The organism is Streptomyces sp. ISL-100 (assembly GCF_018614615.1).
Lineage (GTDB): Bacteria > Actinomycetota > Actinomycetes > Streptomycetales > Streptomycetaceae > Streptomyces.
In genome coordinates, this window is record NZ_JAGGOK010000022.1 from 23267 (window position 1) to 41439 (window position 18173).

13 protein-coding genes are annotated in these 18173 nt (G+C 66.5%); 4 read left to right on the forward strand and 9 right to left on the reverse strand.

Annotation, left to right across the window (positions count from 1 at the left end; translation table 11 throughout):
* Positions 1-30 precede the first annotated feature (30 nt).
* Together J7E89_RS10340 and J7E89_RS10345 are read right to left on the reverse strand one after the other, a co-directional pair.
* Positions 31-1872 (reverse strand): lasso peptide isopeptide bond-forming cyclase, encoded by a 1842-nt coding sequence (locus tag J7E89_RS10340; protein ID WP_214971638.1) that lies wholly within the window; start codon positions 1870-1872, stop codon positions 31-33.
* A 25-nt stretch (positions 1873-1897) separates the two neighbouring features.
* The gene (locus J7E89_RS10345) at positions 1898-2008 is read right to left on the reverse strand and encodes a keywimysin-related RiPP (RefSeq protein WP_214971640.1); all 111 of its coding nucleotides are present in this window, start codon (positions 2006-2008) and stop codon (positions 1898-1900) included.
* 1160 nt (positions 2009-3168) lie between these two features.
* Between J7E89_RS10345 and J7E89_RS10350 the strand changes: the two genes are divergently transcribed.
* On the forward strand, positions 3169-3642 hold the full coding sequence (locus tag J7E89_RS10350) for a hypothetical protein (protein ID WP_214971642.1): 474 nt from the start codon (positions 3169-3171) through the stop codon (positions 3640-3642).
* A 54-nt stretch (positions 3643-3696) separates the two neighbouring features.
* Here the strand turns inward: J7E89_RS10350 and J7E89_RS10355 are convergent, their stop codons facing one another.
* The 6 genes from J7E89_RS10355 to J7E89_RS10380 form a co-directional block, all read right to left on the reverse strand.
* Positions 3697-5352 (reverse strand): glycosyltransferase family 2 protein, encoded by a 1656-nt coding sequence (locus tag J7E89_RS10355; protein WP_214971644.1) that lies wholly within the window; start codon positions 5350-5352, stop codon positions 3697-3699.
* 290 nt (positions 5353-5642) lie between these two features.
* Positions 5643-6809, reverse strand: a complete 1167-nt coding sequence (locus J7E89_RS10360; protein ID WP_214971647.1) for a glycosyltransferase — start codon at positions 6807-6809, stop codon at positions 5643-5645.
* The gene (locus J7E89_RS10365) at positions 6806-9595 is read right to left on the reverse strand and encodes a CDP-glycerol glycerophosphotransferase family protein (RefSeq protein ID WP_308315423.1); all 2790 of its coding nucleotides are present in this window, start codon (positions 9593-9595) and stop codon (positions 6806-6808) included. The genes J7E89_RS10360 and J7E89_RS10365 overlap by 4 nt, the downstream gene beginning before the upstream one ends.
* Before the next feature lie 126 nt (positions 9596-9721).
* The gene (locus J7E89_RS10370; RefSeq protein WP_214971653.1) at positions 9722-11164 is read right to left on the reverse strand and encodes a DUF6056 family protein; all 1443 of its coding nucleotides are present in this window, start codon (positions 11162-11164) and stop codon (positions 9722-9724) included.
* Between the two features lie 1607 nt (positions 11165-12771).
* A complete protein-coding gene (locus J7E89_RS10375) occupies positions 12772-14256 on the reverse strand; it encodes a hypothetical protein (RefSeq protein ID WP_214971655.1) in 1485 nt (494 codons plus the stop codon).
* A gap of 64 nt (positions 14257-14320) precedes the next feature.
* Positions 14321-14788 (reverse strand): GtrA family protein, encoded by a 468-nt coding sequence (locus J7E89_RS10380; RefSeq protein WP_214971658.1) that lies wholly within the window; start codon positions 14786-14788, stop codon positions 14321-14323.
* Positions 14789-14888: 100 nt separating this feature from the next.
* Here J7E89_RS10380 and J7E89_RS10385 point away from each other — a divergent pair, with 100 nt between their 5' ends.
* On the forward strand, positions 14889-15863 hold the full coding sequence (locus J7E89_RS10385) for a glycosyltransferase family 2 protein (protein ID WP_308315424.1): 975 nt from the start codon (positions 14889-14891) through the stop codon (positions 15861-15863).
* 165 nt (positions 15864-16028) lie between these two features.
* Here the strand turns inward: J7E89_RS10385 and J7E89_RS10390 are convergent, their stop codons facing one another.
* On the reverse strand, positions 16029-17000 hold the full coding sequence (locus J7E89_RS10390) for a hypothetical protein (protein ID WP_214971665.1): 972 nt from the start codon (positions 16998-17000) through the stop codon (positions 16029-16031).
* 443 nt (positions 17001-17443) lie between these two features.
* Between J7E89_RS10390 and J7E89_RS10395 the strand changes: the two genes are divergently transcribed.
* Both J7E89_RS10395 and J7E89_RS40715 read left to right on the forward strand, forming a co-directional pair.
* Entirely contained in the window at positions 17444-17740 is a 297-nt protein-coding gene (locus J7E89_RS10395) for a hypothetical protein (RefSeq protein ID WP_214971668.1), read from the forward strand.
* Positions 17741-18038: 298 nt separating this feature from the next.
* On the forward strand, positions 18039-18173 hold a 135-nt coding region (locus tag J7E89_RS40715), incomplete at its 3' end, for a transposase (RefSeq protein WP_214971672.1).

Consider the following 18173-nt stretch of genomic DNA (forward strand, 5'->3'; position numbering starts at 1 on the left):
CTGGCCAGGGAATGTTGCACGGGGCGGGGGCTAGGCGTGCTCCGTCTTGCGGTCGAGCCCGCGCAGCCACACTTCGGCGGCAATGGTCGAGTAGAGGATCGCGTCACGCAGTTCCGGTGTGCCCGGCCGTTGCGCGAGCCGTCGCAGGGCGTTCCCGTCGACCAGGCCCGCCTGTTCCAGCCGGGAGTCCCCCCACAACGCCAGCAGATCGGACCGGTGCTCGCGCAGTCCGTTGGACGCGTCCATCGAGGCGGCTGCCTTGTTGGTGCGTCGCAGGCACGCATCGGGAACGATCCCGCTCATGGCCTTGGTCAGCAGGGGCTTGTACTGCCAGGGCGTGACGCGCTCACTCGGACGCACCGCCAGGCACGCCTCAATGACGCGGTCGTCGAGGAACGGCGATGCCATCGGCACACCGGCCCGGGCCGCCATCCGGTCCCACTGACGGATGATGCGCGTACAGGCACGGATCTGTTCGAGGTCGGCGTGCAGGCCACGGTCGGGGTGCAACGGGACGGCGTTCGCCGCTGCCTCGCGCAGCGCCCCGCGAGCCGCCCGCTCGGCGTCGGGGGTCACCCAGTCGAAGAGGCGTGGCGGCATGCCCCAGCCGAGGCTGGTGCTGACAGTGGCCGGCAGTGGGTCGCGCAGGCGGGCGCTGGAGTCCGCCAGCCACTTGCCGTACGGGCGCCGGTCGGCCAAGGCGCGCGCCGTGCCGCTCAGTGGCCACTGCCACAGGGCCCTGAAGCCGCGCAGCTGGGAAAGGGCGAAGAGCGGTCGGGTGCGCAGCATCCGGTGGTAGTACGCCTCGGAGCACCACGCCACATGGTCGCCGCCGATACCGGTCAGGTGCAGTCGGCTGCCGCGATCGGCCATGGCGGGCAGGTGGTGCAGGACTCGGGAGCGGTCCATGACGCCGATGGTCGGTTCGTCCAGCAGGTCGTCGATGGTGAGCAGATCCTCGTAGACCAGTGGCGAGGCATTGGCGTCCCACACCACGTGGTCGATGTCAGGCATTGACCTGGCGGCCTGTTCCGCCCAGTACAGATCGGTGTCGGCGGGGTCTCGCCCCGGCCAGGTGCTCGCCACGACCTGGGCGGGTGAACGGTTGGCCAGGAAGCAGATCGACGTGGAGTCCAGGCCGCCGGAAAGGTCGCAGCTGACCACACCACCCTGCCGGGTACGGGCATCGACCGCCGTGACCAGGGCTTCGCGGACCAGTGGCGCGCCCTCGGTGAGCGTGCGTACCGGCTCCGGCGGTGTCCACCAGCGCGAGTGGCGTACGGTCCGGCCGTCCGCCGCGACGATCAGCGCGTCCTCGGGGGAAACGGCGGTGACGCCTCGCCACATGGGCGCTTCGGCAAGCGGATGGGGAACGGGCCACAGCAGCCGGACGGCCAGTTGCTTCTCGTCCGGAGCGGTACCGAGCGCGCCGGCGAGTACGTCGGCGCGAGTGGCGGCCACTTGCACGCCGTCGACCGAGGCATGGAACACCAGGCGGAGTCCGGACGCGGTGCCCTGCACCCTGAGCCGCCCGTCGTACGAGGCTACGAGATGGAAACTCCCAGGTAGGGAGCGGGCCAGTGCGTCGAGTTCGGCCAGATCGCGGAGACGCCCAGCATGGCGCCCGAGCTCCTTGGCGTCGATTGGGCAGCAGCCGATGACGGCGAGGGCCGTATGGCCGGCACGCGCAGTGACGATGTCCTCATCGTGCCACTGCCCCAGCAGCCAGGGACGGCCCGAAGCATGCGGCAGCGTGCGCGTTCCGGGGCGGGAGAGGGAGCGGGCCACAGCGGCCGCTTCCTCACGGTCACTGAAGACCGTGAAGTGCGCGTCGCCGGGGCCCGCCCCCGCACTCTCGTGCAGTTCAGTCATGACGTCGGGTCAGAACCGTCGGTCGTCAGTTCTTGCTCAGGATGAGCCGGTCGTTGCCGGAGTTCTGCAGGAGCCCCGTCTTCTTCCGGAACGTCCCCAGCCGGGCGAGCATCGGCGCTTCGTAAGCCTTCTTCATGACCTCTCCTCACATGCAGGTGTCACGACCGCTTCCCTGGCCGGCTGCGAACCGGAGGCCGGTTCACTGCCGCCTGCCCAGGGCTCATCGGGAACCCCGTAACTAGGAAGCGGTGTACGCAATAGCTATGCGCATAAGGGGATGCCCCGACAAGGCCGCCAAGGAAAATAGGACTATAGGTGCGGAGTAAATATGGCCAGTTCCGCCCCCGAGGGCTGCATGGCTGGTCAAATCTGAAACGTTCGACAGGCAGAATGGCACGCTAGAACGAAAAAACGTTCCGACCTGCGTAACGAGAAGCTCACGGCGAGCTAGGCCAGGGCCGCGCGCCGATGATAGTGCGACGGAGCCGACGGGGCGCACACCAGTCCCGCCGCTGTGCTTCCTCGCCTCCGGCACCCATGCTGGAATGGCTGAATACCGCCACCGACCGCTGCTGCCTCACCAGCGGTGCGAGGTCAGACACTCCCGCGGCACGGTAGAGCCGATGCGTGAAGCGGTGCGGAACCCTGTGATTCGCGCCGACCGCATTGGGGGGCAATCGTGTCCGAGAAGGGAACGTTCACCAAATATTTTTTGAAGCGCCTGTCGATTAGGGGTGACCGCACTATGCTCTCTCCCCCGATTCTCAGATGCGACGAGGGCTTCCATTGACTGTCGAATGCGCGGCATGTGCACCTGCAAGCAGGTGATCTCGTCCGTTGCGTGTCTTACCTGGCTGTGTCGGCGAACCGGAAGAAGCTGCCGCCGCGCCAGAGGACGCTGAAGGCGCCAAAAACGATGCACTGCCGCGTTGCTGTGGGGCGGCAGGCAACCGTCGAGCGGCTCGAGTTCACCGCTCCGCCTGCCGCTGATTCGCGGGACCGCCCAGTCATTCGGCCGTAGCGTGATGTTGCCCGCTACGACAGGCGGCAGTCGTGTGCGGCCTCCCGTGATGGTCTATCGCTCAAGCTGGGCGTCGTCGATCCCACTGAGCAATTCCCACCGCGACCGACCCTGCGCAGGGCGGTCGCGGTGACCGACAGGGGGTCACTGATCGAGCATGGGGGAAGCCGGATGGTGCGCAGCGGGGAACGGCAGGCTGGGTTAAGGGTGCGTCGGCGCCCCCGGCCGGTCCGGTTCGGGTGAGGCACCGGGGGCCCGAGGCGGAGCAGGCACGGGTGGTCGCACCAGAGCCGATCCGACCATGGTGGCGGCGGTTCGACCGGGCGCTGTACGCGACCATCCTGTCGGTGCTGGTGGCGGCCGGTGGCCTGGCCTTCACCGGTGTGAGCACGTACTACGCCACCCAGGTCGCCATCGAGCAGCTGGAGCAGTCCCGCGAGGACGCAGGGGCGCAGGAGCGCCGGCAGGCGTCGATGGTCTCCGCCTGGTCGGAGCGGCAGAGGAATGGCGGGATCAGCGGCGTGCTGGCGAACCGGTCGCTGGATCCCGTAACAACCGTCTACGTCAAGGGCACCGCCACGTCTCCCGGAGAGACGGAGGGCCAAAGTTTCCTCGTCCAGATCGAAACCCTCCCACCGTGCTCGGAGATCTCCCTCCCGGCGAACGTCGTGGGAAGCGAGGCAGACGAGTTTGCGGCGGACGCGCGGGTCCGGGTGGAGAGGTCTGGTTCCGTGACGCGCAGAGCCTGAAGTGGAGGCGCTGCCTGACGGCTGGTCAGGTTGGTGCCGCAGTAAATGTCGGATTTACTGCGGCGCGCCGATACTCAAGGCCCTGCTCATGAGTCGGCGTAGCCTGCGCGTGACCACGACTGCCGCTGCCCCGGGGCCGGGTGCGATCCGCAGGGCGAGCGAGCCGCCGGACGTTGCGTATGACTGAATCAGCATGACACCGTGGCGTCGGTCCGGGACGACGGTACGCCGCAGTCCGGACCCGGTAGCGCGGACAGTGGTGTAGAGCGAGGAGCCATCGGCGCAGCGCACCCGGGCCCATACGTCCCACACGTCGAGTCCGTAGGCTTGGCGGCCTGCCAGCATGTCAAGGCCACTCAGGAGGATTTGGGCGGTCCAGGACGGACCTTCCAGTCCCTGTCGGGCGTTCAGTGGGGTGCTGCGGGTCAGACCGACACGCCCGTCGCTACGGCGCCGTAGCTCGATGTCCAGGGACTTGGGATCTGCGGCGGCCAGCCGCCCGTACAGCTCGTGCACCGTGATGCGCAGGTGTCCGGGCCGCACTCGGATGTGCGGCTCGGCGTCGATGCTGACCGGTAGTCGGCTCAGCGGCTCGCTCTCGATCCTGTCCAGCACGATCTCGGGTAGCTCCGCCGCCCAGACCGGGCGCCCGTCCACGCACGCGTACGGCGGGAGCAGCCGGGCCGGGTGGTTGCCGAGTGCGATGAGCCGCGTCAGGTCTCGGGGGCGGTCTGTGCCGGTGACGACCCGGGCGAGCCAGCGGGCGGGAGCGCCGGCGGCGCGCAGGTCCGACTCATCGAAGGAGGCCAGGTGCTCCCGGGTATGCCGCCACCACTCGACATGGTGATCGTTGTGATGGGTGCCCAACTCCCGGACGTACATCCGTAGGTCGTGGTCCAGGAACTTCGCTCGGGCAGCGTGGGCCATGTGCTTCTGGCCTGCGTTTTCGAACACCTCGACCGCGCTGCGGTGTGCTTCCAGTCTGCTGAGCCAGTTGTCGACACTGCTACGGGCCAGTGAGATGGATAGGTGTGCAGCCGAGCGGCGAACGTGCCACAGGTAGACGGGGTCGGGAATCAGTGCGATGCGCGGCGAGGCGGCGAGCAGCCGCGCGGTGAACACGAAGTCCTCGTAGCGGAAAGCGCCGTCTGGGAAGGTGACGCCGTGCTTGGACAGGAAGGCTCGGGAGTAGAGCTTGTTGACGCACAGCGTGTCGCGCACCAGGCGTGGCAACTCGGCGGGGGACTCGAGGACCGCCGCGCGGCGGTACAGCTCATGCTGCCAGGGCGTGTCGCGCCTTTCGGGCAGCTCGCGTCGCAGGCAGGCGCCCGCGACGACGGGGGCCCGGTGACGTACGGCGGCGGTGAGCAGGGCGTCGATGGCGCCGGGCGGGAGTTCGTCGTCGCTGTCCAGGAACATCACGTACGGGGCGGTGGCCTCGCGCAGGCCGTCGTTGCGGGGAGTCCCGCAGCCGCCGCTGTTGACTGGGCGGCGTACGACTCGGACCCGGGGCTGGCGGCGGGCGATTTCCGCAACTACAGCGGCGGTGTCATCGGTGGAGGCGTCGTCGATCACGAGGATCTCGGCGACGGCCGGGCCCTGACGCAGTGCGGACCGCACGGCTTGCCCGATGTGCCGCGCATCGTTGTAGCCGATCACGATGACGCCGACTTGGCCCGTGGACCGGCCGTGGTGGTTTCCTGCTGCCATGTGCGGTAGATCCGTTCCAGTGACCGTGGTTTCAGCTTCCCCAGACCCTGCCGGTACACAATGCGGGCTTATGTGTATCAATATGTATGTAATCAAGGAAAGTTGAGTCGCGCGCGCCGTAGCGCCTTTCGGTGTCCCCTTCTCCCCTTCTCCCCTGCGGCGTGGCACGTGTTGGCCATGTCGGTCGAGATGGAGCGCCCGCAGCGTGGATCAAGGACGCTCGTCGGCGCCATCATCGCGGACACGTCAGCGCGATGCTCGAAGTGGCCGGACCGTCCCCACGTCTCCTGTCAGCGGTCGATCTCGTCGAACAAGCCCTCCCAGCGGTCCAGCACGGCGGGCAGCTCGAGGGGAGAGACGTGGGACCGGGCGGCAAGGCCGTAGCGTCGGCGCCGGTCCGTGTCGTCAGCGAGCTGCCGCAGTGCCTGGGCGAATGCCGCAGTGTCCCCGGGCCGCACCAGAGTGCCCGTGCGCCCGTCGTCGATGAGCTCTCTCACGCCTGCGGACAGATCGAAGCTCACGCACGGCACACCGCATGCGGCTGCCTCCGCGAGTGCCATCGGGCGTCCCTCACGCTCGCTGGTGAGGGCGACCACCGACAGCTCCCGGTAGACGCCCTCGATATCTGACTTGCTCCCCCGGAAGTGCACTCGGTCACTGATCCCGAGGTGGGCCGCCTGTTCACGCAGGGCTGGCTCCTGCGGCCCGTCGCCGATGAGGTGCAGTTCCCAGTCCGGGAGATCGGCGAAGGCGAGCGCGAAGGCATCGATGAGCCGGTCCAGTCGTTTGACCGCTTCCAGGCGGCCGACCGCGCCGATGCGCCGAGTGTCCAGTGGTGCCGGCCCGAGGGGCAGGAAAGGCAGTGGGTTGGGCATGACGGCGGCGTTGGGCAGCCGGTCGCGCTGGAAGGCCGCGGCGTCGCCGTCACTGAGGAATACCGACTTCTCCAGGCGTGGGTAGTGGCGGCGGATCAGATTCAAGTGGGCTGATCCCCGGGCTTGGGCGAACGACTCGTGGTACTGCCCGATGCCCTTCAGGTGTGGCCACTTGATGGATGAGAGCCAGTCCACCGCCCAGGGGGAGCCGATGATGACGTAACCGTCGTCCACGGCGTTGAATCGCTGCGTCAGCTTCGCCCTGGCCCGGTCGCGCTCGGCCCGGGCAGCTCGCGCCGCGCGCATTCGGGTGGGGCTGAGCCGCTCGCTGAGGCGCTTGGCGTACCAGGCAGGAGACGGTGGACTGGAGTAGAGAGTGGTGTGCCGGTAGGCCGGCGCGCGGTGGTACTCGTGCGGCTCGGGGCTCGGTCTGATACCGATCAGGTCGACCTGGTGCCCGCGCTCCGCGAAACCCTGGGCGAGGGTGTGCAGTACCCGCTGTGATCCTCCCATCGAGTCGACATCGATGCCGACCAGGAAGAGGTTGCGCCGGTGTCTGGTGGTGCGCGTCTCGGAACTCATCTGTTGCCGCCTTCGAAGAACAGGTCGACGACGGTTTCACTGGCCCGTCCGGTCTCGTGGGAGTTGAACGTGGCCTGGAAGCGGGCGTACGGGTCGGCCCACTCCATCTGCACCCGGTCAAGCTCGCCCATCACCTTCGCGAGTTCTCCGGTGGTGGTCAGCATCGGGCCGGGGGCGATTTCAGGCAGGTTGTAGTAGGTACCACGAGCACTCGTGCTGTACTCCTCGTAGTCGTCGGTGAAGAGCAGGATGGGGCGCCCGAGGTTCGCGTAGTCGAACATCACGGACGAGTAGTCGGTGAGCAGCGCGTCCGAGGCGAGCAGCAGGTCGTTGATGTCGGAGAACCCACGGCCGTCACGCACCGCGTGTCCCAGTTCGCGGGGAACGGTGAAGCGTTCGTAGTAGTGCGGGCGTACCACGACGACCCACTCGTGGCTCGTCTTGTCGACCAGTTCGGCCAGGTCCACCCGGATCGACCCGCCCGTGCTGTTCCCGTCCCGGAAGGTGGGCGCGTAGAGGAGCATTCTGCGTCCCTCAGGGATTTGCAGCCTGGCTCGCGCAGCCCGGGCCCTTTCGCGCTGTTCGGGCTCGTCGAAGCGGACCAGCACGTCGTTACGGGGGAGCCCGCATGCCAGCAGCTCACCGGTGAACTCGTTCGCCCGGACGAAGGTGCGCTCGAATTCCTCGCTGGGCGAGATGAGCGCGTCCCAGCGCGAGATCATGTCGCGGTGCTTCTGTTGCCGCTCGGGGCTGCCGAAGCGCAGCGAGGGCAGATCGAATCCCATGTGCTTGATCGCCTGGCCGTGCCAGGTCTGGAGGTAGCGGGTTCCGGGCCGCTTGGGGTAGATGGAGGGGAAGCCGTGTGAGTCCACCCAGTAGCGGGCGCGCGCAAGGGTTCGGACGTACTCCCAACTGCCACGCTTGACCAGGCGCACTCCCTCGGGGAAGGCCGAGCGGTCACCCGAGTACGACCAGACGGCGCGTAGCGGCGATCCGCGTCGGACCAGTTCCTCATGAATGTAGCGCGGGCTGTCGGCATAGCCGCGGCCTTCTAGTGCTTCGAAAACAATGAGCTGGTTGTCTGCCGGCAGCTTGAGCAGCTCGTGATAGATGAGGGCTTTGGCCCGAGGCCCTGAAAATCGGCGCTGCACCTGCCGGACTCTTTTGCGTACGGGCCAAAGGTGCGGTGCCATCGTCTCCGCGCGGGCGAGGGCGCGGGAGCGCGTCCAGGTGAATTCCAGCCGCCCTGTCCCCCTGCCTTCGCACGCCACTCGGACATCGTGCCCGGCGAGCATGCCGTGCGACGGCAGGTGTGCGCGCAACGGGGGCAGGTCACCAGGCGCGAGCACGACGTCGTTGCGCTTTGTCCCCAGCCGTTCAAGGACCACCGTGGGATGACGGCGGCCTTTGAATCCCTTGGCACTCAGAGGGATACGCCGCAGGTCTAGCTCGATGAAGGCGGTGTACACATCCCGGCCCCCTCCGGCGAGTACGTACTCGAAGGGGATCTTCAGCGGTTCGTCCCCGGCGGAGAGCCACAGCTGCGTGGTCACCTTCTCGGGGCCGCGGAGCAGTCGCGCCGGGTCGTACGTGCGCAGCGTGAGGCGCAGCACGCGGCCCGCCGGTTTCAGGCTGTGCACCTCGTGCCGGATGGGAGCGGCCGTGAAGGGCTGCTCATCCAGGTGCCACTCGCTGATATCCAACTCGTGGTCGCAGTCGTGCGTGTGGTCAGCGGGGGCGGAGCGCCCCCAGTACATCCGCCCGGATTCTCTGGCCACCCTTCGGGGGGCGATCCTCGGGCGGCCGAGGCTCCGGGAACACTCGATCGCCTCGTCGAGGCGCCCGGAGCGCAGCAGATACTGGCAGATGCGTTGTTCCCGGCAAACCGCGCTGATCGCTTCGTCAGTGACCTCGTCGAGATAGGGCGTCAGCAGCTCGGCGAACTGTTCGGTCCACTCCCTCTCCCGGAAGGGAAGATCGCCCAGATAGAGGCGCAGATCGTGACGGAGAAACTTCTCATCCTTGAATGGGCGCAGATCGGCGTTGCCGCTCGCGATGAGGAAGCTGTCGATGAGCCGGGCCACGGCGATCCGGTCCGCCACGTTCCTGAGCTTGTGACGGCTGGAGGAGATGGACAGGCCGGCCGGATCAGCCGAGAGCCGCCAGGTGTAGACCGGCCAGGGGACGACGGCAAAGCTGCGGGCCAGGGTGAAGGCCTGGGCCGTGAACAGCTGGTCCTCATAGTGGATGCCCGGCGGAAATCGCAGATCATGGGAGGCGAGGAAGTCGGCCCGGTAGAGCTTGTTGGTGGAGAGATGGTCGTGGAAGTACTCCGGTGCCTGGCGAATGCCTTCAACAACCCTGACTTCGTCGAAGAGTTCCGGGTACCACAGCCTTTTGGTCTTGGTCTCCTCGAAGAACCTGGTGACCTCGCCGGTGACGAAGTCGACTCCGGTTCGCTCCGCGACGAGCAACAACGACTTACAGGCATGCCGGGGAAGTTCGTCGTCGCTGTCGAGGAACATCACGTACGGTGCACGTACGGCCGCCATACCCGCGTTGCGTGGCGCACTGCATCCGCCACTGTTGCTTTCCAGCCGAAGGTAGCGGACCCGCGGATCCGCGGCCTGGAGCTCCCGCGCAACGGCCGGCGTGGAGTCGGTCGAGCAGTCGTCCGCAATGATCACTTCCAGATCGCGGAGCGACTGGCTGAGCACCGACCGTACCGCCCGGGTCAGCCGCTCAGCGTCGTTGTAGACGATGACGACGACGGAAACATCCGGCACAGGCTTCTCATTCCACTCAGTTCGCCGACTGAATGCCAATTGCAGCAGGCTCCTCGCACGGCGGCCACCTGAGACGGCTCTTCCGCTCTTACTCAGTCGTCGACAGCGCAGTGCCCCGACGACTCTCTACGGTGCGGGCCTTCGAATGCGTTCCACCTTGTAGTAACGCGACACGCACTGTGCGACCCAGTCCCTGGCGTAGTTCGTCGTCATGTACGGCTCGGCGAGACCGCCGATGCGGAGGGGACGGTAAGGAACGGCCTTCGAGCCGCTCGCCACCTCTTTGCGCACCAAAAGATCCTGTCGGTCCCAATCCACCGAACGAATCACCGTGTCCTTCGCCATGCTCTGCACGATGGGGACAAGACCGGCCACGGCCCACAGGCTCGCGACGGCTGCGACCGTGAAGGCCACAGGGCGGATCAGGCCGCTCGACAACCGCCGCCCGACGATGGCCCTGCCGGCCAGCACGCCGTACGCACACAGCAGGAGCAGCATCGGAAAGAGGAAATTCGTCCAGGCGCGGCCATAGGTCCAACCAGTCGGGCCATAGCCTGTGCGCAACGCGAATGCGACACCGAAGGAGCAGGCCCCTATCAGCAGGACGGGGAGCAGCGCGAGCAACCAACGACGGCGGCGGCTAACGCCCGTCTCAGCGCCTGACCCCTGTGCAGCGGGCCGGGTCCTCTTCTGTGCGGTGGGACGCCGCTGATCGACCGCGGTGAGCCCGATCATCAGCCCGACTGCCAATGCGGCGAGGTACGCCCGCTGGGCAACGACATTCTCCCAGATGTGCAGCCAGTCGTAAGCCGTGGCCTTCAACTCGGTCGATGACAACGGGGACCTCTGCTGTGGCTGCTGCGTGCGCCGCCATGCCGCGCCGGGAGAGGTGTAGAGCAGCACGAAACCACTCGTCAGGCCCGCACACCACATGAGGCACCAACCGGGTGGAAACCAGTCTCTGACAGATCGCAACCCGAACAGCAGGATCACCGCCGCGGCGCCGGCAAACAACCCACTTACGATGGTGAAGGGCTCGCTCAGGGTCCCAATGGCGGCGCCCATCGCCAGGGCGGAGCCGAGTGCCAGCCGCTTCCCGACCGGGCTGTCGCGCCGTGCAGCTGAGAAGGCGGCGAGCACACTCCACACCGCCAGCACACTCGGCAGAGTGTGAGAGATCGTCGCAGGCGCCCAGAGCAGAGCCTGGTAGCCGCTCGGGCCGGCAAAGAAGAGCAACACCACCAAGACGGTGGCAGCCGCGACGACCACTGGAAACGGCACTTCCCAGCTGAACAGGCGAAGAACTGCCCGCGCAAGAAGGGTCAGCGCCGCAAGGAGGGCGAGTACAAGAAAGAGCGGAAGGTGCTGCGGCCCTGACAGTCCGTTTATATAAACGATTCCCGTGACAAGAGCATTGGTGATGCGCCCGTTCTGGGTTTCGTAGAAATCGTGGGTGATCCCAAGGAGCCCAAGGTCCCGGCTCTTCCAAGCTGCGCACCAGTCATCCGACGTGAATCGAACACTGAGTCCGAGGAAGCTGCCTACCGCCAGCAGGCTACCTGCTGCCACCGCGAGTACCAGGGAAGCGAGGACCAGTGACTTCCGCTGCTTAGGCGGAATGGGAAACGGTAACATTCCATGCTCTATCGGGGGGATAGGGGTCGATCGCGCCCGGACACACGTGTATGGCGACGCCGTGACACGCGACGCCCCTTGCCCCCTGTGTAAGGGGCGACAAGTGCTACGGAGCAACGGGCCTCGAAGTTACTCATGGTGCACCTCGAACACCTCCACCGGCCTCGTCTCCCAAGTGGAGAACATCATTGTCACCCGAAAGAATGAGCAACGACACCTCTGGATTGGGTGGCGATGCCTGACACACGAAGCTGGGATACCACGCCTATCAACAGCCGATGCGGACTGCGGACATCGTCGAGATGCGTGGCAGTGCCGAGATCCTCTTCCGCCTCGGCGGCCAACCGGACAGCGGGCAAGGTCCGGACGATCGGTGCCGCCGAAGCCATCGCCCGCGTGAGGATGCTCGACGTCCTCACGCCTGATCGGCGGTTGGACCTGCTCATTGATCTACGGAACGGTGTAGCTCACAGCGCGTCCGGACACCAGGCCACGGCCCTGCTGCCGACGCTGGCGCAAGGCCGCGGAAGCTCTGCTGACGGACCTGGGCGGCCCACTGAACGCTTTCTGGGAACGCTGGACCACCGCGGGTCCGTCTGGCGTTGGATGACAAGCACGGTGAGATCTATCGAGACGTGCAGGTCCGCATCCGGCAGGCCAAGTACGTCTGTGAAGACCGGTTCGCTGGACTACCTGGCCGATTAATGGACCGGGCCCAGGACGCGGGGGCCAACTACATCGAGTACGCGCTCGTGCGCATGGAAGGACCCGACCGCGTGGCCGTGAATGTGACTTGTTGACGCGCGTCGAGGAAGACAACGCCTGAAGGACCGTCCACGAGCAATGAAGGCCCCGGCATCCCGCCCGGGCCTCGTATGTCGCGCGAACTTGCCGCTCAGATGATAAATTCACATAGGTTCATTTTGTGAGTGTGTCACAAGTAGTGACGTGCTGCCGCGCAGAACGACATCACGCTATGCGCCATTTGCGGTTCTTCGCCAACGCTCTGAGTTTTCTCGAACTAGGAGTGAAGCGCGATGGTTCTCACTCTTCTGCTGATCATCGTAGTGATCGTGCTGGCAATCGTTGGCGGGGTGATAGAGGCTCTTCGCGTCGCCGATCAAGATGACCCCGATCCCGACTAGTTATCGGTTCCAAGTCGAGTGGGTGGCGAGGCGTTCGGCTGCGCTGAGTTCGGACAGCGGGATGCGGTGCAGCTTGTCGAAGACCCCCGGCCCCTTCCAGCGGTCCAGGCGCCGCCCAACCCCAGCTCTGGCTGAGCCGGTCCGCTACCGGCTGCGGTCCGGGCGCCTTCACCGGCCGAGGCAGCAGCAGAGGCTCGATCGCCGTTCGCAAGTCCGGCAGCGCGCCGGACGAATCCGCTCGGCCTTCAAGTGCCCTGCCGCCGCGAAGCCCGGCTACCTGCTGGTGCCCCTGATTGCACGATGGGCCCTCAAAACCGCCTCCGATAGGTCACGCGCCGCAGGGTGTGGGAGCCCAAACGCCGCCAGCTTGCGCACCTGCGCCTGCGACGCCCGGTACTACCGGTCCCGGCTTTTGGGCTGTCGCCTCGTCCGACGGGGACGGCAGCCAGCAGGCCGCTGATGTATGCGGCCTTGGAGCCGCAGTCCCCTGGTGGCGCGTGACGGAGGTTGCCGTGACGGGTCAGCAGATGTTGGTGCTGTCCTGGTGCCGGACCTGCCACGCCTGAGCCGGCAGAGAAGGAGACCAAGGGTGCAAGCGATCGCCGACCAGTACATGTAGCGGTAGTTGGTCACCGGCAGAACGGGCAGGTAACCGAGCACGTAGACCGCCGCGCTGATCCCGAGGGCCCGGACTGGCATGGCGAATGTCCCGCTGCCGGGGCGGACGGACAAAATGATTGCGATGGTGAGCCAGAACGATCCCGCGAAGAGAACCGGCAGATCCCGGGCCGCGCCGTCGACGTAGGTTTGGAGCGCCTTCCCCAAGCCGGGGTGCGAGAGCTGGAGTCCCTGGTCGTTGGGGCTGATCCCGGGGTGGTACTGGTAGCGCGGTTCGAAGAGAAACTCCGAGAAGAGTTGCAGACGGTACTGGAGATAGCCCGGAACGTGGCTGGTCATCTCGCTCAGCCACAAGGATGTGATCTCCTCCGGGTGGGCGACCGCCGTGAACGCCCCATGCTCTCCACGTCCATAGCAGGACCAGTACGAGTCCGACAAGGAATTGACGCGCTTGCACTCCTTCGCTCCGGCCACCAGACGATCCCGCAGGTCCGGCGTCACGGCTGCCGACTGCAGTTCGTCTACGTCCAGGACGTGAAGCAGGTCGTCGAGCATGATCTGCGAGATCTGGTGCGTCTTTACCGGCCGTGCGGCCAGCGAAATGGTGGCGGTGGACGCGACCAACCCGAGGAGCAGGGCCGCCGTGGTGATGGTCCAAGTCCGGCGTCCGGGCCTGGGCCAAAGTGCGAGAACGAGCATCACGAAGACTGGGATTGCGGCGAACACCGCGTTCTTGCGGACCAGGATGGCATAGATCATGAAGAGCGCACCGAGCGCGAAGAGGGCCCATCGCAGGCCGGGACGGCCCGGACCCAGGCGCAGCCCGGTGAGCGCGATCGCGGTGGTAGCGAGGAGCGCGAACGCCATGTGGACGTCTTTCCATACCACTCCGACGAAGGTGAGGACGTACGGGAGCAGTCCGAGCCCCAGGATGGCCAGGGCCCCCGAACGGCTTGCCGTGGCTTCATGGACGACACAAGCGATCACCCACAGCGCCCCCCAAAGGATGACGGCCTGCAGGACGGCCATGGACGCGAGCGTGCCGGTCGCCGCGATGAGCGCACGCCATACGAGGCTCATGATGGGTGGGTGCCAGTCGCTCAGGGGTTCCGTGCCTGTGGCCTGTTCGAGCTGGAAGAGGGAGTCATAGCTCAGATATCCGGGAGCGAATACCAACGTCGTGGCCAGGCAGCATGCCGCGGCGATGATTGCCAGAGCCCAGATCCAGCGCCACCTATACAGGACCTGCCCGATTTGTCCCATGAGTCGGGATGCTAACAGCGCGGACAACCGGACACGTGCTGACTTCGGCGTAAGCGAGTCCAGCTCAAGCGGCGACGAAAACGTACCGCCGGTAGGTGAAGAACCGGACCAGCGTGGCGACTGCCCAGCCGGAGATGCGGGCGGTGTTGTCGCTGAGAGCCGAGTCAAGCCCAAACAGATGCCTGGACAGGAATACCGCGCCCGCCGTGATGGCGACGCCGATGAGGTTCACCACGGTGAACAAGACGAGCTCGGCGACCGCATTCTTGCGATGCCGCTCCCGATAAGTCCAGTAGCGGTTCGCGACCCAGCTGAATAGTGTCGCGACGACCGTGGCCAGCACCGATGCCTGTACGGCCGCGCCGCGCATTGGGCCGCCGCCGGCCCCTGGAAGCCCGAAGACCAGCAGTGTGTAGCCACCATTGTCCAATACGAAGGCGAGAAGTCCGACGGTCCCAAACTTGGTGACTTCGCGCCAGATGCCGCTGGTGGCATCGCGCATGCGCAGAGTCAGAGACACGATGAACGGCATAAGAGCCAGAATAAGGGCCAAGATCGCGGTGTGCCTGTACACGTCCGGACATCTCCCTCGCGCAACATGGGACAGAAGCCCATGCATCCGAGGAGAGCCCGTGCGCCCGACCATCGCCTGCGTCGTACCGTGCCACAACGAGGAAGCAGCCGTGGGCAAGGTGGTGCGGGATCTGAGAGCGGCGCTTCCCGAGGCCGACATCTACGTCTACGACAACAACTCGACCGACCGCACCGTGGCAGTCGCCCGCGAGGCGGGCGCGATCATCCGGGAAGAACCGCACAAGGGCAAGGGCAACGTCGTACGGCGCGCCTTCGCCGATATCGACGCCGACGCCATGCTCGTCATCGACGGTGACGACACGTACGACGCCGCACGTGCCCGTGAGATGGTCAACCTGTTGTTCAATGGGCCATACGATCAAGTCGTCGGCACCCGCCACCAGTCCGACGATGACGCCTACCGTGCCGGACACTCCACCGGGAACAAGCTGTTCACCTGGGCCGTGCGCACGCTTTTCGGACGCGATGTGACCGACATGCTCAGCGGTTACCGCGTATTTTCCCGGCGCTTCGTCAAGTCCTTCCCCGCGCTCTCCCGCGAATTCGAGATCGAGACCGAGATGACGGTCCACGCGCTCAGCCTCCGGCTCCCCACAGCAGAGATCGCGGTCGGCTACAAGGGCCGACCGGCCGGCAGCGAGAGTAAACTCCGCACATACCGCGACGGCTGGCGCATCCTGGGCCTCATCCTCAATCTCACGCGCCGTGAACGACCCTCGCTCTTTCACTCAACGATCGCGGGCGTGATCGCGTTGGTCGCGATCATTCTCGGTGCCCCTGTCGTCATCGACTTCCTCCGCACAGGAACGGTTCCACGCCTGCCCACTGCGGTCCTCGCAGCCACGATGATGACCATTGCGGCCCTCGTTCAGCTCTTGGGTTACGTCCTCGCTGCCGTCATGCACATGCGGCGGGAGCAGTCCCGGCTCATGCACCTCGCCTACCCCGCGCCGGGGGAAGTGCCGAACCGTGTGGACACCGGAGACAGCCCCGTTCCGGCCCAGGAGCCTTGACCGGCGGGGCGGACGCCAGTCCACCTCAACCGCTCCGCAGCCCGGACATCCGTGAGCGGGACGGCCTCCACTCCGCCTTTCACCCGGCTCCGCCATCATCAGGCGTCTACCACCGACCAGTCGCCTCAGGCGTCGCGCCGCGGCCATGTGGTGCGCGGTGGCAGGTCAGTACTGGCTGGTCGTGGCAGCCGGTCTTGTGCTTTTCCTGTCCCCAGAGGTGCGTGGGCGAGAGCCGACAAGCGATCTCAGCATGCCGACTCCCGCCACGACCGCGGCGAGGTGTAGTACCGCAGCGACGGCGAGGTTTTCCGGCAAGGTGACGTCGCTGGGGCGGGCCAGTGCCACGAATAGCGTGAAAGGCAGTTTCCAGCCGCTCCAGGCGAAGAGCGAGCCCGACCCGAGCCAGCCGAGCGTCAGCAGGAGCCGGTGGGGCACTCGGGTGGGACGTTGTGGCGCGAGCGTCCAGACGGCGGCGGATCCGGCGAGTGCCCAGAGCGCACCCACGCCCGTCAGCAGGTAGCCATTGGTGTCCCGCTGCGCCGGGTGTGCGACTCCGAGGGTGCCGCCCATTGCCCAATACGCCCAGGCAAGACCGACGACGGCTGCGATGGCAGCTGCCCATGGCACAGCGGTACGGCTACCGTCCCCAACTCGCGCGGCGAACGCTTCCGGCCAGCGCCGCCGCAGGTAGGCGGGGAGCGCGAGGGCCAGCCCCAGCCCCATCCCGACAAAGCTGGACTGGATCAGTGGGCCTTCCCAGCCAGGCATGGCAGAGTCGTCGCCCCCACTGTTCGTCGCGCCGCCGCGCGCAGCATCCAGCACCGTACTGAGCACGGCGTACGGCAGGATCGACACGAGGAGCCCTGCTCCCGTCCAGGCGCAGAAGGCCACCAGCCACTCCGGTACCCGCATGCCCCAGGGCCGCACCAGGGCGAGCGCCAGGGCGATACCGATCCCCGCCATGCCGATGGTCACGGTGTTGAGGAGGACCCAGCCGGCCGGGTTGAAGCCCTCCCCGATCGGCGCCAGTCCCAGCAGCGAGCCGATGACCCACGACACCTTGATCAACAGATAGGGCGACATGGCCAGCGCCGCCCCGTATCCCGCGCACCGTCCAACCCGGTCCCAGCGTTCCATCCGGAGACCCCTTCCTCAGCAGGGCTCCAGCCTCGGGCATCACCCTGACCGTGTACGTCCGCCACGGGGAGCGTTCGTCTCCGTCGGACGGCGGAGCCCGGTCTCGTCATCCAGGCGGACGGGCGCGCGAGCTCCCGTCACGAACGCTCACTCTTAAGCCTCCGTCGCACCCCTGTGGGCGACAGACGGAGCGCAGGCCTCGAGACCGGTTTCGAAGTCTTCCCGCAGATAGTGCAAGTCACGGACATGTCCGGGACACGGCTCTGAGCAGGCCTGACAGCGGAAGCCTGTCCGGGACAGCCCCTTCCTGTTGTCCCGGAATCCTCCGAGCCAACAAGCTCTTGGCGTCGCCCAGCAGGGCGAGACCGCCCCCAGTCGGGGGAGGGCATCCAACCGAAAAGGGACACCAGAGAATGCCTCGTACTCGCAACATCCTGACGCCCATGGCCATGGCAATTGCGGCGGGAACCCTCGCTGCGACCGGAGCGGCCCCCGCGGTGGCTGCCGCACCCACGCCGTCCGGAACCACCCCTGTCACATCGTTCGTCGGCTGCGCCTCACTGACCAGCAACGCCAACGGCAGGGCGCAGGTCAAGAACATATGCAGCAGGACGATCAACGCCACCGTCTCCGTCGACAATGCCTGGGATCCCAACTGCAAGAGCATCGGCGCCGGGAGGTCCGTCACCTTCACCTGGGACTCGACTGACGGCAGGGCGGAATACGCCTACGACTGCTGACGCTCGGCAACCAGCCGCTCTGAAGCCGGCGTCCTGCGGCGCACAGCCGAAGGCCACTGAACGGCTGACGGCGTCAACTTCAGCCGCTCCGCCTGGCGCACAGACGGGGTTGAGGAACGAGCGTGCCGGATCGTGCGGTAGCGGCCGCCTTCCGCACTGCCACGGATAACGGGGCCGCTTCATACAGTCCCGGACGGACGGAACCGCGGCTCACAAGAGCGGCCACCCGCCGAGGGGCTTCGGCTTCTTCTAGGGCGTGTGTCGAAAGTAGATCTTGATCGTGGGATGATCTTGGTTCGTGTCGCGTGGAGACCTGACGGACAAGCAGTGGGCAGTGCTTGAACTGCTGTTGCCGAACGGCAAGAAGTCCGGCCGACCGCCGATATGGACCAGGCGGCAGCTGATCGACGGTATACGGTTCCGGGTCCGCACC